We start from the raw sequence: 18,231 nt of genomic DNA, 5'->3' as shown, positions 1-18,231 counted from the left end.
GGACACCACGCCTTGGCGGCCCGCCTCCGGCCCCCCGGCCGGGGCGGGCCACACCCGTGTCCCGTCCGCCCCGGACTCCCGTCCCCCGCGGACGGCGCCCGGCTTCACCGGCTCCGCGGCCGGACGCCACGCCGGGCAGGATCCGACCGGGGCTCCGGCCGCGGCGGGCCCTGCGGCCCCCGAGTTCGCGGCGGGGGCCGCCCCGGGCGGTGAGTCTGCCGTGCGGGAGGGCCTGTTCGGCTCCGCCGGGTACGCACGGAACGTTCCCGTGGCCGGGGCACCCGGCGGTGGGTCGGATCCGACGGCCCCCGGTTCTGCCGTCGGGGGCCGGCCGGGCCCGGGCGGCCACGGGGCGGCGCCCCGTTCGGCGACGGCGGGAGATCCGGCCGTGCCGGTTCCGGCAGCCCCGCGGTTCGCCGCCGGAGGCCGTCCGGGCCGGCGGGGCGCCGTGCCGGTCACGGCGGACCCGGGTTTCGTCGCCGGGGGCCTGCCGGGTGGTGAGCACGCCGTGCGGGAGCCCCTGTTCGGCTCCGCCGGGTATCCGGGCGGGGCCTCGGGGAAGCGCAGCGTGCGGGTGGCGGCGCGATCCGCGAGCGGCTCCGCCGACGCACCCGAAGCCCAGGTGGCGCCTGCGGGCAGCAGGCTGGGCCAGGTCCGGCGCGCCGGTGAGGCGTCCGTGCCCGCCGCCCCCGGCAGGAGCGGGGTCAGGCAGGTGGGGCAGGCGGCCGGCTCCGCCGGCCCCCGCGCCGGCCGGACGGGCGGGTCCGCCGAGCTCCCCGATCCCGCCACCCCCGGCGGGAGTCCGCCGCTCGGGCGGTTCCTGGCGAAGGCAGCCGCCGTCACGGCTGGGCTGACCGCCGCCGGGGCAGTGTTCGGGCTGGTGCGCGACCAGACCATCGCGCACCTCTTCGGGGCCGGGCACGACAGCGACGCCTTCCTGATCGCCTGGACCGTGCCCGAGATGGCCTCGACGCTCCTCATCGAGGACGCCATGGCGCTGCTGATGGTGCCCGCCTTCAGCCACGCCCTGGCCCGGCGGGCCGCCAGCCGGGCCGGCCTCACCCGCATGGAGGCCCGCGCACAGGACCCCGTACGGCTGCTCGTGGGGGCGACCCTGCCCCGGCTCGCCGTGTTCGTGGCCGCCGTCGCCTCCGTGCTCATCGTGGCCGCGCCGGCGGTCGTCGCGGTGCTCGCGCCCGGCCTGCCCGACCCCGGACTGGCCGTCCAGTGCACCCGGATGACGGCCCTGACCGTCATCTCCTTCGGCATCGCCGGATACTTCAGCGCCGCACTGCGGGCCCACCGTTCCTTCGTGCCGCCCGCCGCGATCTACGTCTCGTACAACGTCGGGATCATCGGCACCATGGTCGCCCTGCACGCCCTGTGGGGCGTGCGCGCGGTCGCCGCGGGCGTCGCCGTCGGCGGACTGCTCATGGTCCTCGTCCAGCTGCCCGCCTTCATCCGCAACGTGGGCTTCGGCCCGCCCCGCGCCAAGAGTGCCCCGCGCAGCCAGCGCGACCGCGACCGCCCCACCCTCATCGCCTTCGGGGTCATCGCCCCCGTGATCTTCTTCGCCGTCTTCCGGCAGTCGCAGGTGCTCGTCGAGCGGTTCCTGGCCGCCTCGCTCCCGCCCGGGGCGATCTCGCACCTCAACTACGCGCAGAAGGTCGCGCAGATGCCGATGGTGCTCTCCCTGATGATCTGCACCGTCACCTTCCCCGTCGTCGCCCAGGCCATGGCCGGCGGGGAGCTGGAGAAGGCCCGGCGCCGGGTGGAGCAGGACCTCGCACTGGCCTCGCTCGCCGTCCTCATGGGCACCGCCCTCGTCATCGGGTACGCGCCCCAGATCATCCAGGTCCTCTTCGAACGTGGCGCCTTCACCCACCAGGACACCCTCGCCACCGCCTCCGTCATGCGGGTCTACGGATTCGGACTGCTCGGCCACTGCCTCGTCGGGGCACTGTCCCGGCCCTTCTTCTCGACCGCCCGGCCCACCTGGTTCCCGGCGTTCGCGATGGGTGCCGGACTGCTCGTCAACATCGTGGCCGGAGCCTTCGCCGTCGGCTGGTGGGGCACCTACGGGATCGCCGCCGCCAACGCCGCCGGCATCTCCACCACCGCCGCCCTGCTGCTCACCGGACTCGGCTCGCGGATCGTCGCCATCCAGGTCCGCCGGGTCGCCGTCAGCATCGGACGGCTCGCCGTGGCCGCCGTCGCCGCCTGCGTCACCGGCTGGATCGCCGGGCCCATGATCCCCGACCCGATGCTCAGCGCAGCCCTCGGCTGCCTGCTGGTCCCGGCCATGTTCGGAGCCACCGGCATGGCCATACGCGCCCTCGAAGTCACCGCCCTGCCCGGTCAGATCTCCCAGTTCACGCAGAGGTTCCGCAATGTCCGCTGACACTGACACGGCCCCCGCCGCCGTGCTGGTCCCCGCCCGCCGGACCGCTTCGCCGTGGGTCCTGATGTACCACTCGGTCGCCGAGTTCACCGACCCCGCCGAGGACCCGTACGGGATCACCGTGACCCCGCGGGCCCTGGAGGCCCAGCTGGTGTGGCTGCGCTCCCGCGGCCTGCGCGGGGTCTCGGTCGGCGAACTGCTCCGGGCCCGCGCGGCCGGCCACGGCGCCGGGCTGGTCGGGCTGACCTTCGACGACGGCTACACCGACTTCCTGACCCACGCGCTGCCGCTGCTGCGCCGCTACGACTGCACCTCCACCGTCTTCGTCCTGCCCGGGCGGCTCGGCGTGGACAACGTGTGGGACCCGCTGGGGCCGCGCAAGTCCCTGCTCACCGCCGAGGGCATCCGCGAGGTCGCCGACGCGGGACAGGAGATCGGCTCGCACGGGCTGCTCCACCAGGACCTCACCGCGGCCGCCGACGACGTCCTCCAGCAGGAACTGCGGGGCAGCCGCGACCTGCTGCGCGAGCTGACCGGCACCCTGCCCGGAGGGTTCTGCTACCCCTACGGGCACCTCGACGCCCGGGTCGTCGACGCCACCCGCGCCGCCGGCTACGGCTACGCCTGCGCCATCGACCCCGGGCGGCTCGCGGGCCCGCACGCCCTGCCGCGCACCCACGTCAGCCAGGCCGACGGCGGCGCCCGGCTGCGCATCAAGCAGCTGCGCCACCAGGCGCGGGAGCTGCGCCGGGCGGTGTACCGGTGAAGGCCCTGCACATCATCACCGGCCTCGGGGTCGGCGGTGCCGAGCAGCAACTGCGGCTGCTGCTGCGGCACATGCCGATGCAGTGCGACGTGCTGACGCTGACCAACCCCGGGCCGGTGGCCGAGGGGCTGCGCGCCGACGGGGTCCGGGTCGTGCACCTGGGGATGCGGGGCAACCGGGACCTGGGGGCGCTGCCGCGGCTGGTGCGGTTCATCCGGCGCGGCCAGTACGACCTCGTGCACACGCACCTGTACCGGGCCTGCGTGTACGGGCGCCTCGCGGCCCGGCTCGCGGGCGCCCGGGCGACCGTGGCCACCGAACACTCCCTCGGCGAGGGCGAGATCGAGGGCCGGCCGCTGTCCGGCGGGGTACGGGCGCTGTACCTGGCCAGCGAACGCCTCGGCGCGGCCACGGTGGCCGTGTCCGACACCGTCGCCGCCCGGCTGGAGGGGTGGGGGGTGCCGGCCGCGCGGGTGCACGTCGTACCGAACGGGATCGAGGCCGTCCGCTTCCGCTTCGAGGAGGGCGTCCGGCGGGCCACCCGCGCCCGGACCGGCCTGCCCGAACGGGCCTTCGTCGTCGGCGGGGTCGGGCGGCTGGTCCCGGGCAAGCGGTTCGACGTCCTGGTACGGGCCGTGGCCGCGCTGCCCGGGGCTCACCTGCTGCTGGCCGGGGACGGGCCGGAACGGGCGGGGCTGCGCCGGCTGGCCGCCGAGCTCGGTGCGCAGAGCCGGATCCACCTGCTCGGGGAGCGGGACCCGCTGGGCGACAGCGCGGACGGCCGCACCCCCGGCATCCCGGCGCTGCTGGCCGCCATGGACGTCTTCGTCTCCCCGTCGCGGGAGGAGGCCTTCGGGCTCGCGGTCGTGGAGGCGCTGGCCGCCGGACTCCCCGTCCTGCACGTGACCTGCCCGGCCATCGACGACCTGCCGGCCGCCCAGGCCCCCGGAGCCCGCCGCATCGGCACCGGCACCGAGGAACTGGTCGCGGCGCTGCGCGGGCACATGGAGGCGGGAGCGCGCCGGCTGCCCCCGCCGCCGGTGGTCCGCCGCTACGACATCGCCCGCAGCGCCCGGCAGCTGCTGGACGTGTACGACCTCGCCCTCTCGGCCGCGCCGGGCACCGCCGGGGCCGCCCGGGGCCCGGCAGATCCGGGTCCGGCCGGCCCGTCGGACCCGAACGCGTCCCGCCCGGCCGCGTCGGTCCCGGACCCGTCGGTCCCGGGTGCGGCCGTGCCCGAGCGGGTGCCCGGCGACGCCACCGCCACCGGCACCGTCGTTGGTGCCCGGCGCAAGCCGGTCGGACCCGGACCGGCGGAGAGCCCGACCGGAACCGGCTGATCCGTCCCCTCCCCGAACCACCCTCCACCCAGGAAGCGAGCACGCTCATGGCCGATACCGCCGACCAGAAGAAGTCCGACAAGAAGTCCGAGCCGAGGTCCGAGCCGAGGTCCGAGCAGAAGTCCGAGCAGAAGTCCGAGCGCAGGTCCGAGCGCAGGTTCGCCGAGAAGAAGCCGGACCACCGCTCCGAGAAGAAGTCCCGGCGGCGGCTGCCGGCGCCGCCCGCGTGGTGGCCGCTGCCCGTGTGCGCCGTGCTGGGGCTGGCCGCGGGTGGGGCGTACGGGGTGCTCAAGGCCCCCGAGTACGCCGCCATCAGTTATGTCGTCGCCGTGCCCGACGAAACCACCGAACCGGCCACCGCCCTCGGCTTCGCCCAGGCGTACGCCCGGATCGCCACCAGCAGTTCCACCCTCGCCTACGCCCAGCCCCGCGCGGGCATCACCGCCCGGCAGCTGCGGACCCAGGTACGGGCCGAGACCTCGCCCGAGTCCCCGATGATCGCCATCACGGGCACCTCGAAGAGCCCGTCCGAGGCCGCCGACGTCGCGAACGCGGTGGCCGACGCCCTGTCGCTGAGCAGCAATCAGGCCGCCAAGAACACCGGGGTCCAGCTGCTCCTCTTCAACCAGGCCGTGGCCCCGGCCGAGCCCGCCTCCCCGTCCGCCACCATCAGCGGCGCCGTCGGCATGTGCGCCGGCGGGCTGCTCGGCGGACTGTGGCTGCTCGCCCGCCCGGGCCGGACACGGCGCCCCGAGGAGCACGCGGACGGGCCCGTGGCCCAGGTCCAGGCCCCGGTCCCGGTCGTGGCCGCGTCCCCGGCCGAGTCCGCGGTGACGTCCCCGGTCGAGGAGTACGCCTCGCTCCCCGCCCAGGGTGAGCCCACCTCGGCCAAGGAGAAGGAGTCCGTGCGATGAGTTCGGGCTCCGCCGGGGCCCTGTCGGTGACGCTGTGCCGAGACCCCCGGCAGTTCGCCGCGCTGGAGGAGCCGTGGAACCGGCTCTTCCGCGGCTGTCCCACCGCCACCCCCTTCCAGAGCCACGCCTGGCTGCACTCCTGGTGGCTGTCGTACGGGAAGGACGGCCGGCTCCGGATCGTCCTCGTCCGGCGCGGCGAGGAACTGGTCGGCGCGGCCGCGCTGATGCTCGTACACCGGCCGATGCCGCTGCTGGTGCCACTCGGTGGCCCCATCACCGACTACTCCGACGTGCTCGTGGCCGCGGAGTACGCCGACCAGGTCGTCCCGGCGCTGGCCCGCGGGCTGCACCGGGCCGCCCGCGGGGCCGTCGTCGACCTGCGGGAGGTGCGTCCCGGGGCCGCGGCCGAGGAGCTGTACCGGCAGTGGCCCGGGGTCTCCACCAAGCTCGCCGACTCCACCTGCATGGAGCTGCCCACACTGCCGTTCGACGAACTGGTCAAACGGATGCCGGCGTCGGGCGCCCAGCGGGTGCGGGCCAAACTGCGCAAGACCGACGCGGCCGGGATCGAGGAGCACGAGGTCACCGAGCAGGAAGTGCCGCGTGCCGTACGGAGCCTGCTGCGGCTCCACGAGAAGCAGTGGCGCGGCCGCGGGGTGACCCCCGAGCACCTGAGGCCCCGCTTCGCCGAGCACCTGACCCGGGCGACCCGGCGGATGGTGCGGGCGGGAGAGGGCCGCCTGACGGAGTTCCGGCTGGACGGGAAGGTGGTGGCGGCCAACGTCACGCTGCTGTCGGCCGGACTCAGCGGCGGCTACCTCTACGGGGCCGACCCGGACCTGCGGACGCGGAAGGTGGACGTGGCGACGCTGCTGCTGCGCTACGAGGCCGGGCGGGCGCTCGCCGAGGGCAGGCCGGTGGTGAGCTTCCTGCGCGGCAACGAGCCGTACAAGAACCACTGGCGGCCCGAGACGGTCGTGAACCAGCGGTTCCTGCTGGCCACGACCGCGCTCGCACCCCTGATGCGGCTGCACGAGTCGCAGGTGACGGGGCGCGAGCGGGCGGTGGGCGCGCTGCGGGAGGCGTTGCCGGCCGCCAGGGACTGGCGGGCGCGGCTCAACGAACTGCGGGTGCGATGACCCGTCTAGAAGGGCCAGAAGCCGAAGTCCTTGCCCCAGTCGAGCCTGACGCAGACCGCCTGCTTGCCGATCAGCTTGGAGAGCCACTCACCGAAGTCGAGCGGCACGCACCACTGCGAGCTGTTGAGCGGCGGCTGCTGCGGCTGCGGCAGGGGCTTCGGCGGCGTGGGATCGGGCTTCGGCACGGCCGGCGTGGGCGCCACGGGCGAGGGCTTGGGGACCTCGGGTGTCGGGACCGCGGGCGAGGGCTTGGGGACCTCGGGCGTGGGGACCTGGGGCGTGGGGACCTCGGGGATGGGGACCGAGGGCGTCGGGATCTGCGGGGTCGGGATCCCGGGCGTCGGGACAGCCGGCGTGGGCACGACCGGCGTGGGCACCACGGGGGTCGGGACCACCGGGGTCGGGACCACGGGCGTGGGCACCACGGGGGTCGGGATCACCGGGCCGGGCCGCTCGGGCATCAGTGCGTCGCGGAAGACCTTCGCGGACTCGGGGTTCTGCTTGCACTGCCACACGCCGTGCGGGCAGTAGTCGGTGATGGTGTGGTAGAGCGGCTTGTGCTGCTCGATCCACTTCAGCATGCGCCGTACGTACTCCGGATTGTCCCCGCGCCGGAACAGCCCCCACTCCGGGTACGAGATCTCCTTGCCGTGTGCCTTCGCGAAGTCCACGTGCTGCTGGAGCCCGTACGGCTGGGTGATCTGGTCGTCGAAGGTCTTGCCGGGGGCCTGGTCGTACGAATCCATTCCGATGACGTCGACCACGTCGTCGCCGGGGTAGCACTTCGTCCAGCCGATCGCGTCCGCACCCCTGTTCGGGGCGAAGTCGAACTTGAACTCCTGTCCGGGCACCGAGCGCATCGTGGTGACGATGCGCTTCCAGTACACCTTCCAGTTCTCCGGGTCCGGCGCGCAGCGGTGGGTGTAGGTGGCGCCGTTCATCTCCCAGCCGAGCACGATGACCGTGTCCGGGACGCCCAGCGACACCAGCCGCTCGGCGAGGTTCTTGAAGTGCCGGTCGTAGTACCCCAGGGCGCCCGCCCTGATCAGCCGGGCCACCTCGTAGTCGGGCACGCGGCTCTCGTTCCGTTCCTGCATGGGCACGTTGAGGACGAACATCCGGTCGTCCTCGGCCTGGCGCCATTCGGCCCAGTCCGCCAGGAAGGAGACCCTGCCCTCGATGCCGGCCCACTGGTCACCGGGGAGATAGGTGTGTCCGACCCGGATCTCTTTGCCGCCCAGCCAGTCCGACAGGTGCGGGATCCGGGCCACTCCGGGCGGACCGTAGTCGAGATAGGCGCCCATGGCGATGTCCGAGCCCTCGGACCGGTCCTCGCCGGGGGCCGCGAGTGCGGCCCCGGTGGCGAGCAGTCCGGCCGTGACCGTACCGATGCAGGTGCTCGCCAGTCGGCGGCGTGGTCTGGACATGGCGTCTCCCGAGCTTTCCTGAATCGGTGTGCTTACCAAAGACGTTAGGCATCAGATCTGACGAATGGCCTGTTCGGTGACTGCCGCGTAGGCCATTAGCAGGTGCACACCACCCCCGCTTGGTCCGACTAGGTGAAAGACACCGTTGCCATGCACGCGTATCTCAACCATGTGCCCGCCGTCGTGCTCAGACTCGATCGGAATCCGTTCCACCACGGAACCCTCGGCGCCGTCAGATCCCTTGGCCGCAAGGGCGTGGAGGTCCATGCCGTCGTCGAGGCCGGGGGAGGTCCCATGGGGCGTTCGCGGTACCTGCGCGCCGTGCACGCCGGGCCGGCCGGCGGGTTGGACCCGGAGGCGCCCGAGGCGCTGCTGGAGTGTCTGACCGGGGTGTCGGAGCGGATCGGCCGTCAGGCCGTGCTCATCGCCATGGACGACCTGAGCGCCATCGCCGTGTCCCGGGTCGCGCCGATGCTCCGCGACCGGTTCCGGATTCCCCATCAGCCCGACAACCTGCCCGCACAGGTGGCCGACAAGGCCGAGCTGTCGCGGCTCTGTTCGCGCTGGGACGTCCCGCACCCGGAGACCGTGATCCCGGCGAGCGGGGCCGAGGCGGCCGAGGCGGCCTGGCGGCTGGGCCTGCCGGTGGTCGCCAAGTGGAGCCGGCCCTGGCTGCTGCCCACCGGGGCCGACGGGCTGCGGAGCACCACGCTGGTGCACACCGCCGCCGAGGCGCGCCGGCTGTACGAACGCTCCGCCGAGGCCGGCAGCCGGCTGCTCCTCCAGCGGTTCCTGCCCGCCGGTCCGGACACCGACTGGTTCTTCCACGGCGCCTTCACCCGGGGCGGTCTTCCGCTGCTCGCGGGATCGGGCCGCAAGGAGCTGTCCTGGCCGGTGCGGACGGGGCTGACGGCGGTGGGGCGCTGGCTGCCGGATCCGGCGGTCGAGGAGGCGGCGCTGCGGCTCGCCGAACGGCTGGGCTACCAGGGGATCCTGGACCTGGACTTCCGCCGCGACGAGGAGGGGTGCTTCCGGCTGGTGGACTTCAACCCCCGTCCGGGCGCGCAGTTCAGGCTGTTCACGGATGCGGCCGGACTCGACGTGGTCCAGGCGATGTACCTGGATCTGACGGGCCAACGGGTCCCGCGGCCCTCGGGCGGTCCGGGCCGGGTGTTCGTCGCCGAGAACTACGCGCTGCTGGCGGCGGTCCGGGGCGGCTCGCTGCCGCGCCGCCGCGCGGCGGACCGGACGGCGGGCTCCGCGGGTCCGGCGGCGGCCGACCGGGCGGACGGCGCCGCGGACCCGGCCCCGCCGGTGGCCGCCGGTCAGCGGACCGGCCCGGGCCGGACGGCGGCGGGGCCGGCGCCGAAGAGGGGCGGGGGCGTCGAGACGGCCTGGTTCGCCGCCGACGACCTGCGGCCGTTCCTGGCGATGCTCGGCGCCTTCCTCGGGCGTGGTGCGGGCAAGGGGGTGCGGGTCCTGCGCGGGGTCCCGGCGCAGGGCCGCCGCACGGCGCGCGCGGTCGTCCGTACGCCCCGCCAGCGCGGCGGGGATCAGTCCGCGACCGCGCCGGCCACCGGGCCCGCCACCGGGCCCGCCACCGCACCCGCCACCGCGCCCGCCACCGCGCCCGCCTCCCGCCCCGTACCGCCGGAGGCGTCGGCCGAGCCGGACGAGCTGGTGACGCGTTGACCACGGCCGGCGCGGCGGACCGGGCCGGGCCGGTGACCATCGAGCTGGAGGAGCGGCCGTGACGCGGATCGACGATCTCGTGGTGATCGGCGCGGGCCCGTACGGGTTGTCCATCGCCGCCCACGCGGCGGACGCGGGCCTCGGCGTACGGCTGCTGGGGCGGCCCATGGCCTCGTGGCGCGACCACATGCCCGACGGCATGTACCTGAAGTCGGAGCCCTGGTCCTCCAACCTGTCCGCGCCGGACGGGCGGCACACCCTGGCCGAGTACTGCGCCACGCGCGGACTGGCCGCGGAACACGGCACTCCGCTGCCGATCGACACGTTCAGTGCGTACGGGATGTGGTTCGCCCGGCAGGCCGCGCCGGAGGTGGAGGAGGTGACCGTCACGGAGGTGACCCCGCAGGGCGACGGCTTCCGCGTCCGCACCGCCGAGGGACCGCCCCTGCTCGCCCGTACGGTCGCCCTCGCGGTCGGGGTGATGCCCTTCGTCCGCCACCCCGAGGGGCTGGGCGAGCTCCCGCCCGCCCACTACTCGCACAGCAGCGGCCACCGCGACCTGACCCGCTTCGCCGGCCGCGAGGTCGCCGTGCTCGGGGCCGGGCAGGCGGCCCTGGAGACCGCCGCCCTGCTGGCGGAGCAGGGGGCCCGGCCGTGCCTGGTCGCCCGGCGCTCCCGGCTGAACTGGAACACCGTCCCGCAGCCCCTGGACCGGCCCGCGCTGCGCGCCCTGCGCGATCCCCACAGCGGCCTCGGCACCGGCTGGCGCAGCTGGGTGTGGTCGGAGCTGCCCTGGGCGGTGCACAGGCTGCCCGCGTCCACCCGGGAGCGGATCGCGGCCACCGCGCTGGGGCCGGCCGGCGCCTGGTGGCTGAGGGACCGCTTCGAGCGGCGCGTCCCCGTCATGCTCGGGCACCGGCTGCAGCGGGCGGTCGCGGTGGGCGAGCGGACCCGGCTCGGGCTGATCACCCGGGCGGGAGAGTCCGTGGTCCTGGATGTCGCGCACGTCATCGCGGCCACCGGCTTCGTCCCGGACCTGGCCCGGCTGGAGCTGCTCGACGCGGGGCTGCGGGCGGGGCTGGAGACCGTGGGGGGCAGCAGGGCGCCGGAGCTGAGTCCCAGCTTCGAGTCCTCCTGGCCCGGACTGTTCTTCGCGGGGCTGCTGGCGGCTCCCTCATTCGGCCCTTCCATGCGATTCGTGCACGGTGCGGGCTTCACGGCGGGGAGACTGGTGAGGGGAGTCCGCAAGCGCCTCGGTGCCCGGGGCCCGCGGCCGGGCCCCACCGGTGTCGCCCGGTTCGACCGGGCTGCTTCCCCCGGACCTCCTCCGGGGGTACCCCCAGGGCATCCGACGACGTATCTGCGGTGAGATCCGCGGTGAGAGGGGTCCGTGATGAGCGCGGAGCGAGCACAGGGCCGCGGCTGGGTACGCATTCCCGCCAGCCGCGCGGAACAGCCCGCCCCGGCGGCGAGGGCCGGCGGGTTCGAACGTGCCCCGCACACGGGCCCGTACGGGGGTCCGCACGCGGGCCCGTACGGGGGTCCGTACGGGGGTCCGTACGCGACGGCCCCGTCCGCCGACCAGCCCACGATCTACCTCTCGGTCGTCAAGCGCTGGAGGGAGGCCGGGCGCACCCTTCCGGGGCATCCTGACGAGGAGTGGGAGCGGCTGATCTCGCAGCCGTGCTGGCCCGGCCGTTAGGTGGTGTGGAAGGTGGCAGCGGCGGAGCGCGAGGGACCCGAGCCGGTCCGGCGTCCCCCCGTGACCGGGCCCGGCGAGCGGCTCGCGCTGAACGGCATGGGCAGCTTCGAGTGGGACCTGGGCGCCGGGACGGTGGTGCTGGACGAGGCCGCGATGTCCGTCTTCGACCTGGGGGCGGAGGAGTTCGACGGCACCCCGGAGGGGGTCGGGCTGCACATCCGGCCCGAGGACGGGGTCCGCCTGACCGAGACCGTCACGGGTGTCCTGGAGAGCGGCGGGGACACGTGCGGCGCGTACTTCACGGTGCAGCGGCGCGACGGCCTCGACCAGTGGACGCACCTGTCGGGCCGGGTCCTGCGGGACGGCGAGGGGCAGCCGCAGCACGTCGTGGGGATCGTCCGGGACGCGACGGCGGAGCTGGCCCACGCGACGCTGCTGCGCAAGCTGGAGGCGGCGCGCGCCCAGCAGACGACGATCGTGCAGCGGACCACGGAGGCCCTGTCGCGGGCGGTGACGGTGGACGACGTCACGGCCGCGCTGACCGGGGCGGGCGCGCTGGAGCGGCTCGGTGCGGACGGGCTGGCCCTGGGGCTGGTCGAGGGCGGCACCATCAAGATCATCGCGCTGAGCGGGGAGACCCTGGAGGTCCTCGGCGAGCGGCGGTTCACCCGGCTGGACGGTTCGCTGCCGCTGTCGCACGCGGTGCTCACCCGGCAGGCACGTTTCGTCACCTCGCTCGCCGAGCTCGGCGGCGAGTTCCCGCTCCTCGCCGACTACCTGAGCCGGATCCGGTTCGATGCGGCCGCCTACCTGCCGCTGATCGCACAGGCCAAGGCGATCGGCGGGCTGGTCCTCTTCTACCGGCGGCGCAGCGAGTTCAGCCCGGAGGAGCGGAACCTGTGCCTGGGTCTGGCCGGCATCGTGGCCCAGTCCCTGCAGCGGGCGCTCCTCTTCGACCAGGAGCGGGAGTTCGCGACGGGCCTGCAGGCCGCCATGCTGCCGCGCCGGATCCCCGAGATCACCGGCGGCGAGATCGCGGTCCGCTACCACGCCGCCTGGAGCGGGCGGGAGGTCGGCGGGGACTGGTACGACGTGATCGCGCTTCCCCGGGACCGCGTCGGCATCGTGGTGGGCGACGTACAGGGCCACGACACGCACGCGGCGGCCATCATGGGCCAGCTGCGGATCGCGCTGCGGGCGTACGCGGGGGAGGGCCATCCGCCGTCCACCGTGCTGGCCCGGGCCTCGCGCTTCCTCGCCGAACTGGACACCGAGCGCTTCGCCACCTGCATGTACGCGCAGGTGGACCTGGAGACCGGAGGCGTACGGGCGGTCCGCGCGGGCCACCTCGGCCCGCTGATCCGGCACACGGACGGGCGTACGGGCTGGCCCAAGGTGCGCGGCGGCCTGCCGCTGGGGCTGGCCTCGGTCTTCGAGCAGGAGGAGTTCCCCGAGACCCGGCTCGACCTGGTCCCCGGCGAGACGCTCGTCCTGTGCACGGACGGCCTGGTGGAGGAGCCGGGCACGACCATCACCCAGGGCATGGAGGCCCTGGCCCACGCCGTGCGCAGCGGCCCGCAGCAGGCCGGGGCGCTCGCCGACCACCTCTCGGACCGGCTCTGGGAGCGCTGGGGATCCGGCGACGACGTGGCCCTGCTGGTGCTGCGCCGGGCTCCCGACCCGGGCACCCACCGGGCGCCGCGCATCCACCAGTACGTCCACCAGGCCGACCCCGAAGGCCTTTCGGAGGCCCGCTACGCCCTGCGCCACGCCCTGCGCGACTGGGGCATGCCGGAACTCGCCGACGACGTGGAGTTGGCCGCCGGGGAACTGCTGGTCAACGCCCTCCTGCACACCGACGGCGGGGCGGTGCTGACGATGGAGGTGCTGCCCGAGCCGGTCCGGCGGATCCGGCTGTGGGTCAAGGACCGCTCCAGCGTGTGGCCGCGCCGGCGCACGCCGGGCGAGGCGGCCACCACGGGGCGCGGGCTGCTGCTGGTGGACGCGCTGGCCACGCACTGGGGAGTGGAGTCCCGGGGCGAGGGCAAGGCGGTGTGGTGCGAGTTCACCGTCGGCGGCAGCCCCCGGAGCGCCGGGTGACCGGGCGGTCACCCCGGGTTGTGGGGTGCCGGAGGCGGGGTGATGATGCCGTCCATGGAACGGATCGTGTTGTGCGCGGGCTGAGCAAGGCCGCCGTGACGGGAGTCCTGGCCCTGGTCCTGCTCGCGGCCGGGGCGCCGACCGTCGTGGACTGGACGACGGGGCGTCCGCACGCGGACGCCGAGTGCCGGTCGGTGGCCTTCATGTCGATGACGGACGTCGCACCCGAGTGCCGCTGACGTCGGTCGGGGTGCGGGTGCGGGTGTGCCGCGGGGTGCGGCCGTGGGGCGGGTATGCCGGGCGGGCTGGGCGGGCCGGGGCCCGAGCGCCCGGTCCCGGTAGCGGCGGCTACCGGACGCGACGGGCGCTCGCCACGGGCCCGGTGCCGCTCAGTGCCCGGCGCGGACCTCGACGTCCTGCGTGTCCTGGGCGACCGTGGTGACCGACCGGGGCATCAGACCCGAGAGGCGGATCTCCTGGAGCTCCGCGGTGACCTTCGCGTGGCCCGGGTGCAGGCGCTCGCCGAGGGCCAGCGAGCCGACCGGCAGGCCCTCGGCACGAGCCGGGGAGTGCGCCACCCACCTGCGCTCGGTGCCGTCGCAGACGGGCTGCTCCGCGTTGATGGCCAGCTGGGTTCCGTCCTGCTCGACGGTCGCCTTGATCTGCATCGCCCCTGAGGGTGACGCCTGCTCGCAGTGGTAGGTGCCGGAAAGGATGACGCCGCCGTCCTCTGCGATGTGAGCGTCATGATGTACGGAAATACCTTGGTCGAAAACGGTGGCCCCGGCCGGGACGGTGAATACCGTGGTGGCGGCCAGTGCGGAGAGGGCTGCCAGTGCCATTCGGCGGCCGGACATGCGCATTCTTCCTCCAGATGGATCCGTGTGGCGGGAATCCGCCGGAACGCATTGTGCTGGCAGTTGGCCGCAACCGGTCGCACGCACTCCCCGGGCGCACTCGTGTCGGTGAGTGCAATTGCCCGCTCGGGCGCGTGAGACTGACCGAAATACATCCCCGAAGGGATCCCGAATGCGTCAGTCCGCCGCCCGCCGCCACACCCCCGTCCTCGCCGCCGCCCTCCTCCCGTTCCTCCTCTTCGGTGCCACGGCCTGCCAGAGCGCCCCCGAGGGAGCCGCTCTCGCCCCGGCCGTGGCGCCCGCCGTCCCGGTGGACGACGGGGCGCCGGGCGCGGAATCGCCCGTACGGACCGCCGTGAAGGACGCCCATGTGGGTGACCCCGTACGAGTGGACGGCGCACAGGTCGGCCGGCACCTCCAGGCCGTGCTGGCCTCGTACGTGGATCCCGCGATCAGCATCGAGAAGAACTACGCCCCGCCCGCCGGCAAGCGCTGGGTGGCAGCCCAGATGTCCTTCGTCAACGTGGGCGGGACCTCGTACGGGGCGCTCGGACGCATGTGGGCGCACGACAGCGCGGGGCGGCGCCACCCGGTGGTGTCCACCGGTGAGCTGACCACCGGCAAACCGCTCGTCTTCGATTCCCTGGAGGTGGGTGAGCGGGCCGAAGGATGGGTGGTGTTCGAAATCCCGGAAAACGTGCGCATTGTGCGCCTCCAGTACCAGGACGCGAACATGCAGGCGAATTCCGGAGAGGGATTCTGGGCGGTATAGCCCGCCCGGGTGAAAGGCCGTGAAAGGCCCGGGGGCGGGACCACTAGGGTGCGGCGCATGACTTCTACTCAAGCCGAAATCGACCGGTCCCAGCTCGGCACCCTTTCGGTGCTCGCCTGGATCGGCGACCCCTCCGAGGCGCACGACATCCCGTACCTCCTCGCCTACACCCTCGGCGACGGTCCGAAGGGCCGGGAGGCCGGCGAGGCGGCGGCCCGCGGGCTGCTGGAGGAGATCGGCCTGCCCATCGGCGACGTCGTCATGGACGGTACGCGCAACCCGGCCGCCTTCCCGGTGCAGATCCTGCTGGAGGGCGACCAGATCGCGCTCACCCTGCCCGGGATGAACGCGCAGTGCACCGCCCCCAAGGAGTGGGTCGCCGCCGCGGACGAGAGCGGGCAGGCCTACTTCCTGTTCGCCACGCGCGCCTGGCCCGAGGCGGTCCCCGGGCAGCCGGTCGACGCGAAGACCCTGCAGGAGTTCGCGGGCGACGAGTCCGTGCTCACGGGCAGCGCCCACTGCGTCCTCGCCGTGCGGCGCCTGCAGAAGTAACCGCACGCCGGGTGCCGCCACCACCCGCTCCGGCCGCCGGGCTCCCAGCCTGCCCGGTGGCCGGTTCCTCTCCTTCCCGGGCCCCGTCAGGGGCGCTCGAAGGCGAACTTGAGCGAGCGGACCCGGTTGTCGAAGTTCGACCCCGCCAGGTCCGGCAGCCCCACCGCGCGCAGCCCGACCGGCCGGGTGAGCAGCTCGCGGAAGAGCGCCTTCATCTCCACCCGGGCCAGGTGCGCGCCCAGGCAGAAGTGCGGGCCGCCGCCGCCGAACCCCAGGTGCGGATTGGGCGAGCGGGTGATGTCGAAGGCGTCGGGGTCGGGGAAGACCGACTCGTCGCGGTTGGCGGAGGCGTAGTACAGCACCACCTTGTCGCCCGGCCGGAACACGTGCCCGTCCATGGTGTGCTCGGCGGCCACCGTCCGGCGGAACTGGATGATCGGGGTCGAGTGGCGGATCATCTCGTCCACCGCGCCGTCCGCGTACTTCTCGAAGTCCGAGAGCAGCAGGTCCCGCTGGTCCGGGTGATCGGTGAGCAGGGTCAGCCCGTGCGTGATCGCATTGCGGGTGGTCTCCACCCCGGCCACCATCAAGAGGGAGAAGAAGGCACCGAGTTGGCGGGCCCCGAGGGCCTGGCCGTCCACGTTCGCGCAGACCAGCGCCGAGATCAGGTCGTCCGTGGGGTTCTTGCGCCGCTCCCGTCCGATGCCCGCCACCATTCGCTGCATACGGGCGAGCGCGCGCAGCCCGCGCCCGGGCATCCGCAGCCGGGCCGTCAGGCCCCGTTCCACGCCGATGTTCTCGGAGGCGTGGTTGACGCGGTCGGCGATCTCGGCGCGGTAGTGCTCGGGGATGCCCATCATGTTGCAGATGACGTCCAGCGGCAGCCGGGAGGCCACCGCCGAGACGAACTCGTCCGGCTCGTCGGCGAGTACGTCGTCCACGATGCGGGCCGACACCGCGTGGATGTCCTCCTCGGCCGCCGCCAGCAGGCGCGGCGTGAACGCCCGCTGCACGATCTTGCGGAGCTGGGCGTGGTCGGGGCCGTCCAGATTGACCATCGAGTCGCCGAACAGCGCGCGGACCCAGCGGGCCGGTTCGGGGGTGGTCACACCGGGGGCGCTGGCGAAGACCTTGGGGAGGCGGCTGGCCTCCTGCACCTGGGCGTGCCGGACGAGGGCCCAGTGCCCGGGCCCTTCGGGGACGAAGACGGGGGAGCCGATGGCCCGCAGGCGGGCGAAGGCGGCGAGGCGGTGGGCGGGGGGCTGCTGCCAGAAGCCGGGCTCGGCCAGTTCCCTGGCGGGGTCTTCGCCGGGGCGTTGCGCGGGGAGTGTCATGGCCTGGAAACGGCGGCGGGGGCGCGGGAGTGACGGTTCGACGCGGCGCCGTCTGCCGGGGCTCCGCCCCGGACCCGGATCCGGGGCGGAGCCCGGCAACGGCGCCGCAGGGGTCAGTGGTCCGTCCGGGTCGACAGAGCCACGCCGACCGCCACGGTCGCAGTCGACACCAGCCCCGCCCAGAGCACCGCGTACGCCCCCGTCCACGCGCAGGCGAGCGTCACCACGGCCGAGACCGGGAGGACCAGCTGCTGGGCGAGGCCGCGCTTGAAGTGGCGGGAGTGCAGGAGCCACACCATCAGCAGGAACAGCGCGGCCGGGACGGTCACGGCCGTGTTGGCGGCGAGCGGGGAGATGTGCGCCTTGTGGACCGCGTGCTCCACCGCGACCTCGATGCCGGCGCCGATCGCCGCACCCGAGGCGAAGATCAGCAGGTGGCCGTACCCCCACGGGATCGCCTCGCGGTTGGAGGTCAGCCTCTCGTGCATCGGTACGGCGAAGTAGATCCACCAGGCGGCGAAGACGATCAGCAGCCCGCCCGCCGCGATGGGCAGCAGCAGGTCGAGGGCCTCGTGCTCGTCGAGCGCCGATTTGACCGCGACCGTGCTCGCGGCGATCGTCTCGCCGAGCACGATGATGGTGAACAGGCCGTACCGCTCCACGATGTGGTGGGCATGCCAGGGCGTCTGGTGCCCGTGTTCGGCGATCACCGGAACGAGCAGCTCGCAGACGACCAGGACCAGGAACAGCCACCGCTTCCAGTCGTCCGGGGCGAACAGCAGCGCCACCCAGCCGAGCTGGCAGAGCACCAGTCCGGCCGCGTACTTCAGCGACGCCGTGCGGGCCGTGCCGCTCTCCCCGGAAGCAGCACGCAGCCACTGCGCCGTCAGCGCGACGCGCATGATGATGTAGCCGACGACGGCGACGGTCCAGTCGTTCTCGTCGAAGGCATCGCCCACCCCGGCCGCGTACACGAGCACGCCGGCGATCTGTACCAGGGTCGCGATCCGGTACGGCACGTCGTCGCAGTCGTAGGCGGACGCGAACCAGGTGAAGTTCATCCAGGCCCACCCGTGGACCAACGGAGCAACACCGCTCCTGACCTGCGGAAACGCGAGTCCAGGGGGTTCGCTCACCAGGGGGCTTCGAAAGCGCCTCTGAGGCCGTGCGGGCTGACTGGAATCCGTCGAACCCAAGGAAGGCCAGGAGCGGCCACCTTCGGCGATCGGGAACAG

General features: G+C 74.1%; 15 protein-coding genes and 1 pseudogene. 12 read left to right on the top strand and 4 right to left on the bottom strand.

The window, feature by feature from the left end; all coding sequences use genetic code 11:
• Window positions 1-388 precede the first annotated feature (388 nt).
• Genes OG332_RS18330 through OG332_RS18310 form a run of 5 tightly spaced genes read left to right on the top strand, consistent with a single transcriptional unit; the run spans window position 389 to window position 6,560 of the window.
• A complete protein-coding gene (locus tag OG332_RS18330) occupies window positions 389-2,401 on the top strand; it encodes a murein biosynthesis integral membrane protein MurJ (RefSeq protein WP_327414488.1) in 2,013 nt (670 codons plus the stop codon).
• Entirely contained in the window at window positions 2,391-3,167 is a 777-nt protein-coding gene (locus tag OG332_RS18325; protein ID WP_327414487.1) for a polysaccharide deacetylase family protein, read from the top strand. The genes OG332_RS18330 and OG332_RS18325 overlap by 11 nt, the downstream gene beginning before the upstream one ends.
• Entirely contained in the window at window positions 3,164-4,507 is a 1,344-nt protein-coding gene (locus tag OG332_RS18320) for a glycosyltransferase (RefSeq protein ID WP_327414486.1), read from the top strand. The genes OG332_RS18325 and OG332_RS18320 overlap by 4 nt, the downstream gene beginning before the upstream one ends.
• A gap of 47 nt (window positions 4,508-4,554) precedes the next feature.
• Complete coding sequence (locus OG332_RS18315) at window positions 4,555-5,421, top strand: lipopolysaccharide biosynthesis protein (protein ID WP_327414485.1); 867 nt, start codon at window positions 4,555-4,557, stop codon at window positions 5,419-5,421.
• On the top strand, window positions 5,418-6,560 hold the full coding sequence (locus OG332_RS18310; RefSeq protein WP_327414484.1) for a GNAT family N-acetyltransferase: 1,143 nt from the start codon (window positions 5,418-5,420) through the stop codon (window positions 6,558-6,560). The genes OG332_RS18315 and OG332_RS18310 overlap by 4 nt, the downstream gene beginning before the upstream one ends.
• A gap of 5 nt (window positions 6,561-6,565) precedes the next feature.
• Here OG332_RS18310 and OG332_RS18305 read toward each other — a convergent pair whose 3' ends face one another.
• Window positions 6,566-7,987 carry a glycoside hydrolase family 26 protein gene (locus OG332_RS18305; RefSeq protein WP_327414483.1) on the bottom strand — a complete coding sequence of 474 codons (1,422 nt, stop codon included), beginning with the start codon at window positions 7,985-7,987 and terminating at the stop codon, window positions 6,566-6,568.
• 150 nt (window positions 7,988-8,137) lie between these two features.
• Here OG332_RS18305 and OG332_RS18300 point away from each other — a divergent pair, with 150 nt between their 5' ends.
• From OG332_RS18300 to OG332_RS18280, 5 genes are all read left to right on the top strand, one after another.
• Window positions 8,138-9,679, top strand: coding sequence for a carboxylate--amine ligase (locus tag OG332_RS18300; protein ID WP_327414482.1), 1,542 nt, complete (start codon window positions 8,138-8,140; stop codon window positions 9,677-9,679).
• A 67-nt stretch (window positions 9,680-9,746) separates the two neighbouring features.
• Window positions 9,747-11,048 carry an NAD(P)-binding domain-containing protein gene (locus tag OG332_RS18295; RefSeq protein WP_327419285.1) on the top strand — a complete coding sequence of 434 codons (1,302 nt, stop codon included), beginning with the start codon at window positions 9,747-9,749 and terminating at the stop codon, window positions 11,046-11,048.
• A 24-nt stretch (window positions 11,049-11,072) separates the two neighbouring features.
• A complete protein-coding gene (locus tag OG332_RS18290; RefSeq protein WP_327414481.1) occupies window positions 11,073-11,381 on the top strand; it encodes a hypothetical protein in 309 nt (102 codons plus the stop codon).
• A 12-nt stretch (window positions 11,382-11,393) separates the two neighbouring features.
• A complete protein-coding gene (locus OG332_RS18285) occupies window positions 11,394-13,481 on the top strand; it encodes a SpoIIE family protein phosphatase (protein WP_327414480.1) in 2,088 nt (695 codons plus the stop codon).
• Between the two features lie 71 nt (window positions 13,482-13,552).
• Window positions 13,553-13,720 carry a hypothetical protein gene (locus OG332_RS18280; protein WP_327414479.1) on the top strand — a complete coding sequence of 56 codons (168 nt, stop codon included), beginning with the start codon at window positions 13,553-13,555 and terminating at the stop codon, window positions 13,718-13,720.
• A gap of 150 nt (window positions 13,721-13,870) precedes the next feature.
• On the opposite strand, the gene OG332_RS18275 is transcribed toward OG332_RS18280, so the two are convergent.
• Complete coding sequence (locus tag OG332_RS18275; protein ID WP_327414478.1) at window positions 13,871-14,338, bottom strand: DUF6299 family protein; 468 nt, start codon at window positions 14,336-14,338, stop codon at window positions 13,871-13,873.
• A 172-nt stretch (window positions 14,339-14,510) separates the two neighbouring features.
• On the opposite strand from OG332_RS18275, the gene OG332_RS18270 reads away from it, so the two are divergent.
• Complete coding sequence (locus OG332_RS18270; RefSeq protein WP_327414477.1) at window positions 14,511-15,110, top strand: hypothetical protein; 600 nt, start codon at window positions 14,511-14,513, stop codon at window positions 15,108-15,110.
• 57 nt (window positions 15,111-15,167) lie between these two features.
• On the top strand, window positions 15,168-15,662 hold the full coding sequence (locus OG332_RS18265) for a DUF5949 family protein (RefSeq protein ID WP_327414476.1): 495 nt from the start codon (window positions 15,168-15,170) through the stop codon (window positions 15,660-15,662).
• 86 nt (window positions 15,663-15,748) lie between these two features.
• Here the strand turns inward: OG332_RS18265 and OG332_RS18260 are convergent, their stop codons facing one another.
• Both OG332_RS18260 and OG332_RS18255 read right to left on the bottom strand, forming a co-directional pair.
• Complete coding sequence (locus OG332_RS18260; protein WP_327414475.1) at window positions 15,749-16,996, bottom strand: cytochrome P450; 1,248 nt, start codon at window positions 16,994-16,996, stop codon at window positions 15,749-15,751.
• A 113-nt stretch (window positions 16,997-17,109) separates the two neighbouring features.
• Window positions 17,110-18,066, bottom strand: a pseudogene (locus OG332_RS18255) (low temperature requirement protein A); the annotation flags it as partial.
• Window positions 18,067-18,231: the final 165 nt, after the last annotated feature.

The sequence above is a fragment of the Streptomyces sp. NBC_01233 genome (genome assembly GCF_035989305.1).
GTDB lineage: Bacteria > Actinomycetota > Actinomycetes > Streptomycetales > Streptomycetaceae > Streptomyces.
The sequence above is the reverse complement of the archived record's forward strand: the minus strand, read 5'-3'. Positions and strand labels throughout refer to the sequence as shown.

Coding starts and splice junctions, on each gene's coding strand:
- OG332_RS18325 (WP_327414487.1), top strand. CDS start 2,391: ATGTCCGCTGACACTGACACGGCCCCCGCCGCCGTGCTGGTCCCCGCC.
- OG332_RS18315 (WP_327414485.1), top strand. CDS start 4,555: ATGGCCGATACCGCCGACCAGAAGAAGTCCGACAAGAAGTCCGAGCCG.
- OG332_RS18310 (WP_327414484.1), top strand. CDS start 5,418: ATGAGTTCGGGCTCCGCCGGGGCCCTGTCGGTGACGCTGTGCCGAGAC.
- OG332_RS18305 (WP_327414483.1), bottom strand. CDS start 7,987: ATGTCCAGACCACGCCGCCGACTGGCGAGCACCTGCATCGGTACGGTC.
- OG332_RS18300 (WP_327414482.1), top strand. CDS start 8,138: ATGCACGCGTATCTCAACCATGTGCCCGCCGTCGTGCTCAGACTCGAT.
- OG332_RS18290 (WP_327414481.1), top strand. CDS start 11,073: ATGAGCGCGGAGCGAGCACAGGGCCGCGGCTGGGTACGCATTCCCGCC.
- OG332_RS18275 (WP_327414478.1), bottom strand. CDS start 14,338: ATGTCCGGCCGCCGAATGGCACTGGCAGCCCTCTCCGCACTGGCCGCC.
- OG332_RS18270 (WP_327414477.1), top strand. CDS start 14,511: ATGCGTCAGTCCGCCGCCCGCCGCCACACCCCCGTCCTCGCCGCCGCC.
- OG332_RS18265 (WP_327414476.1), top strand. CDS start 15,168: ATGACTTCTACTCAAGCCGAAATCGACCGGTCCCAGCTCGGCACCCTT.
- OG332_RS18260 (WP_327414475.1), bottom strand. CDS start 16,996: ATGACACTCCCCGCGCAACGCCCCGGCGAAGACCCCGCCAGGGAACTG.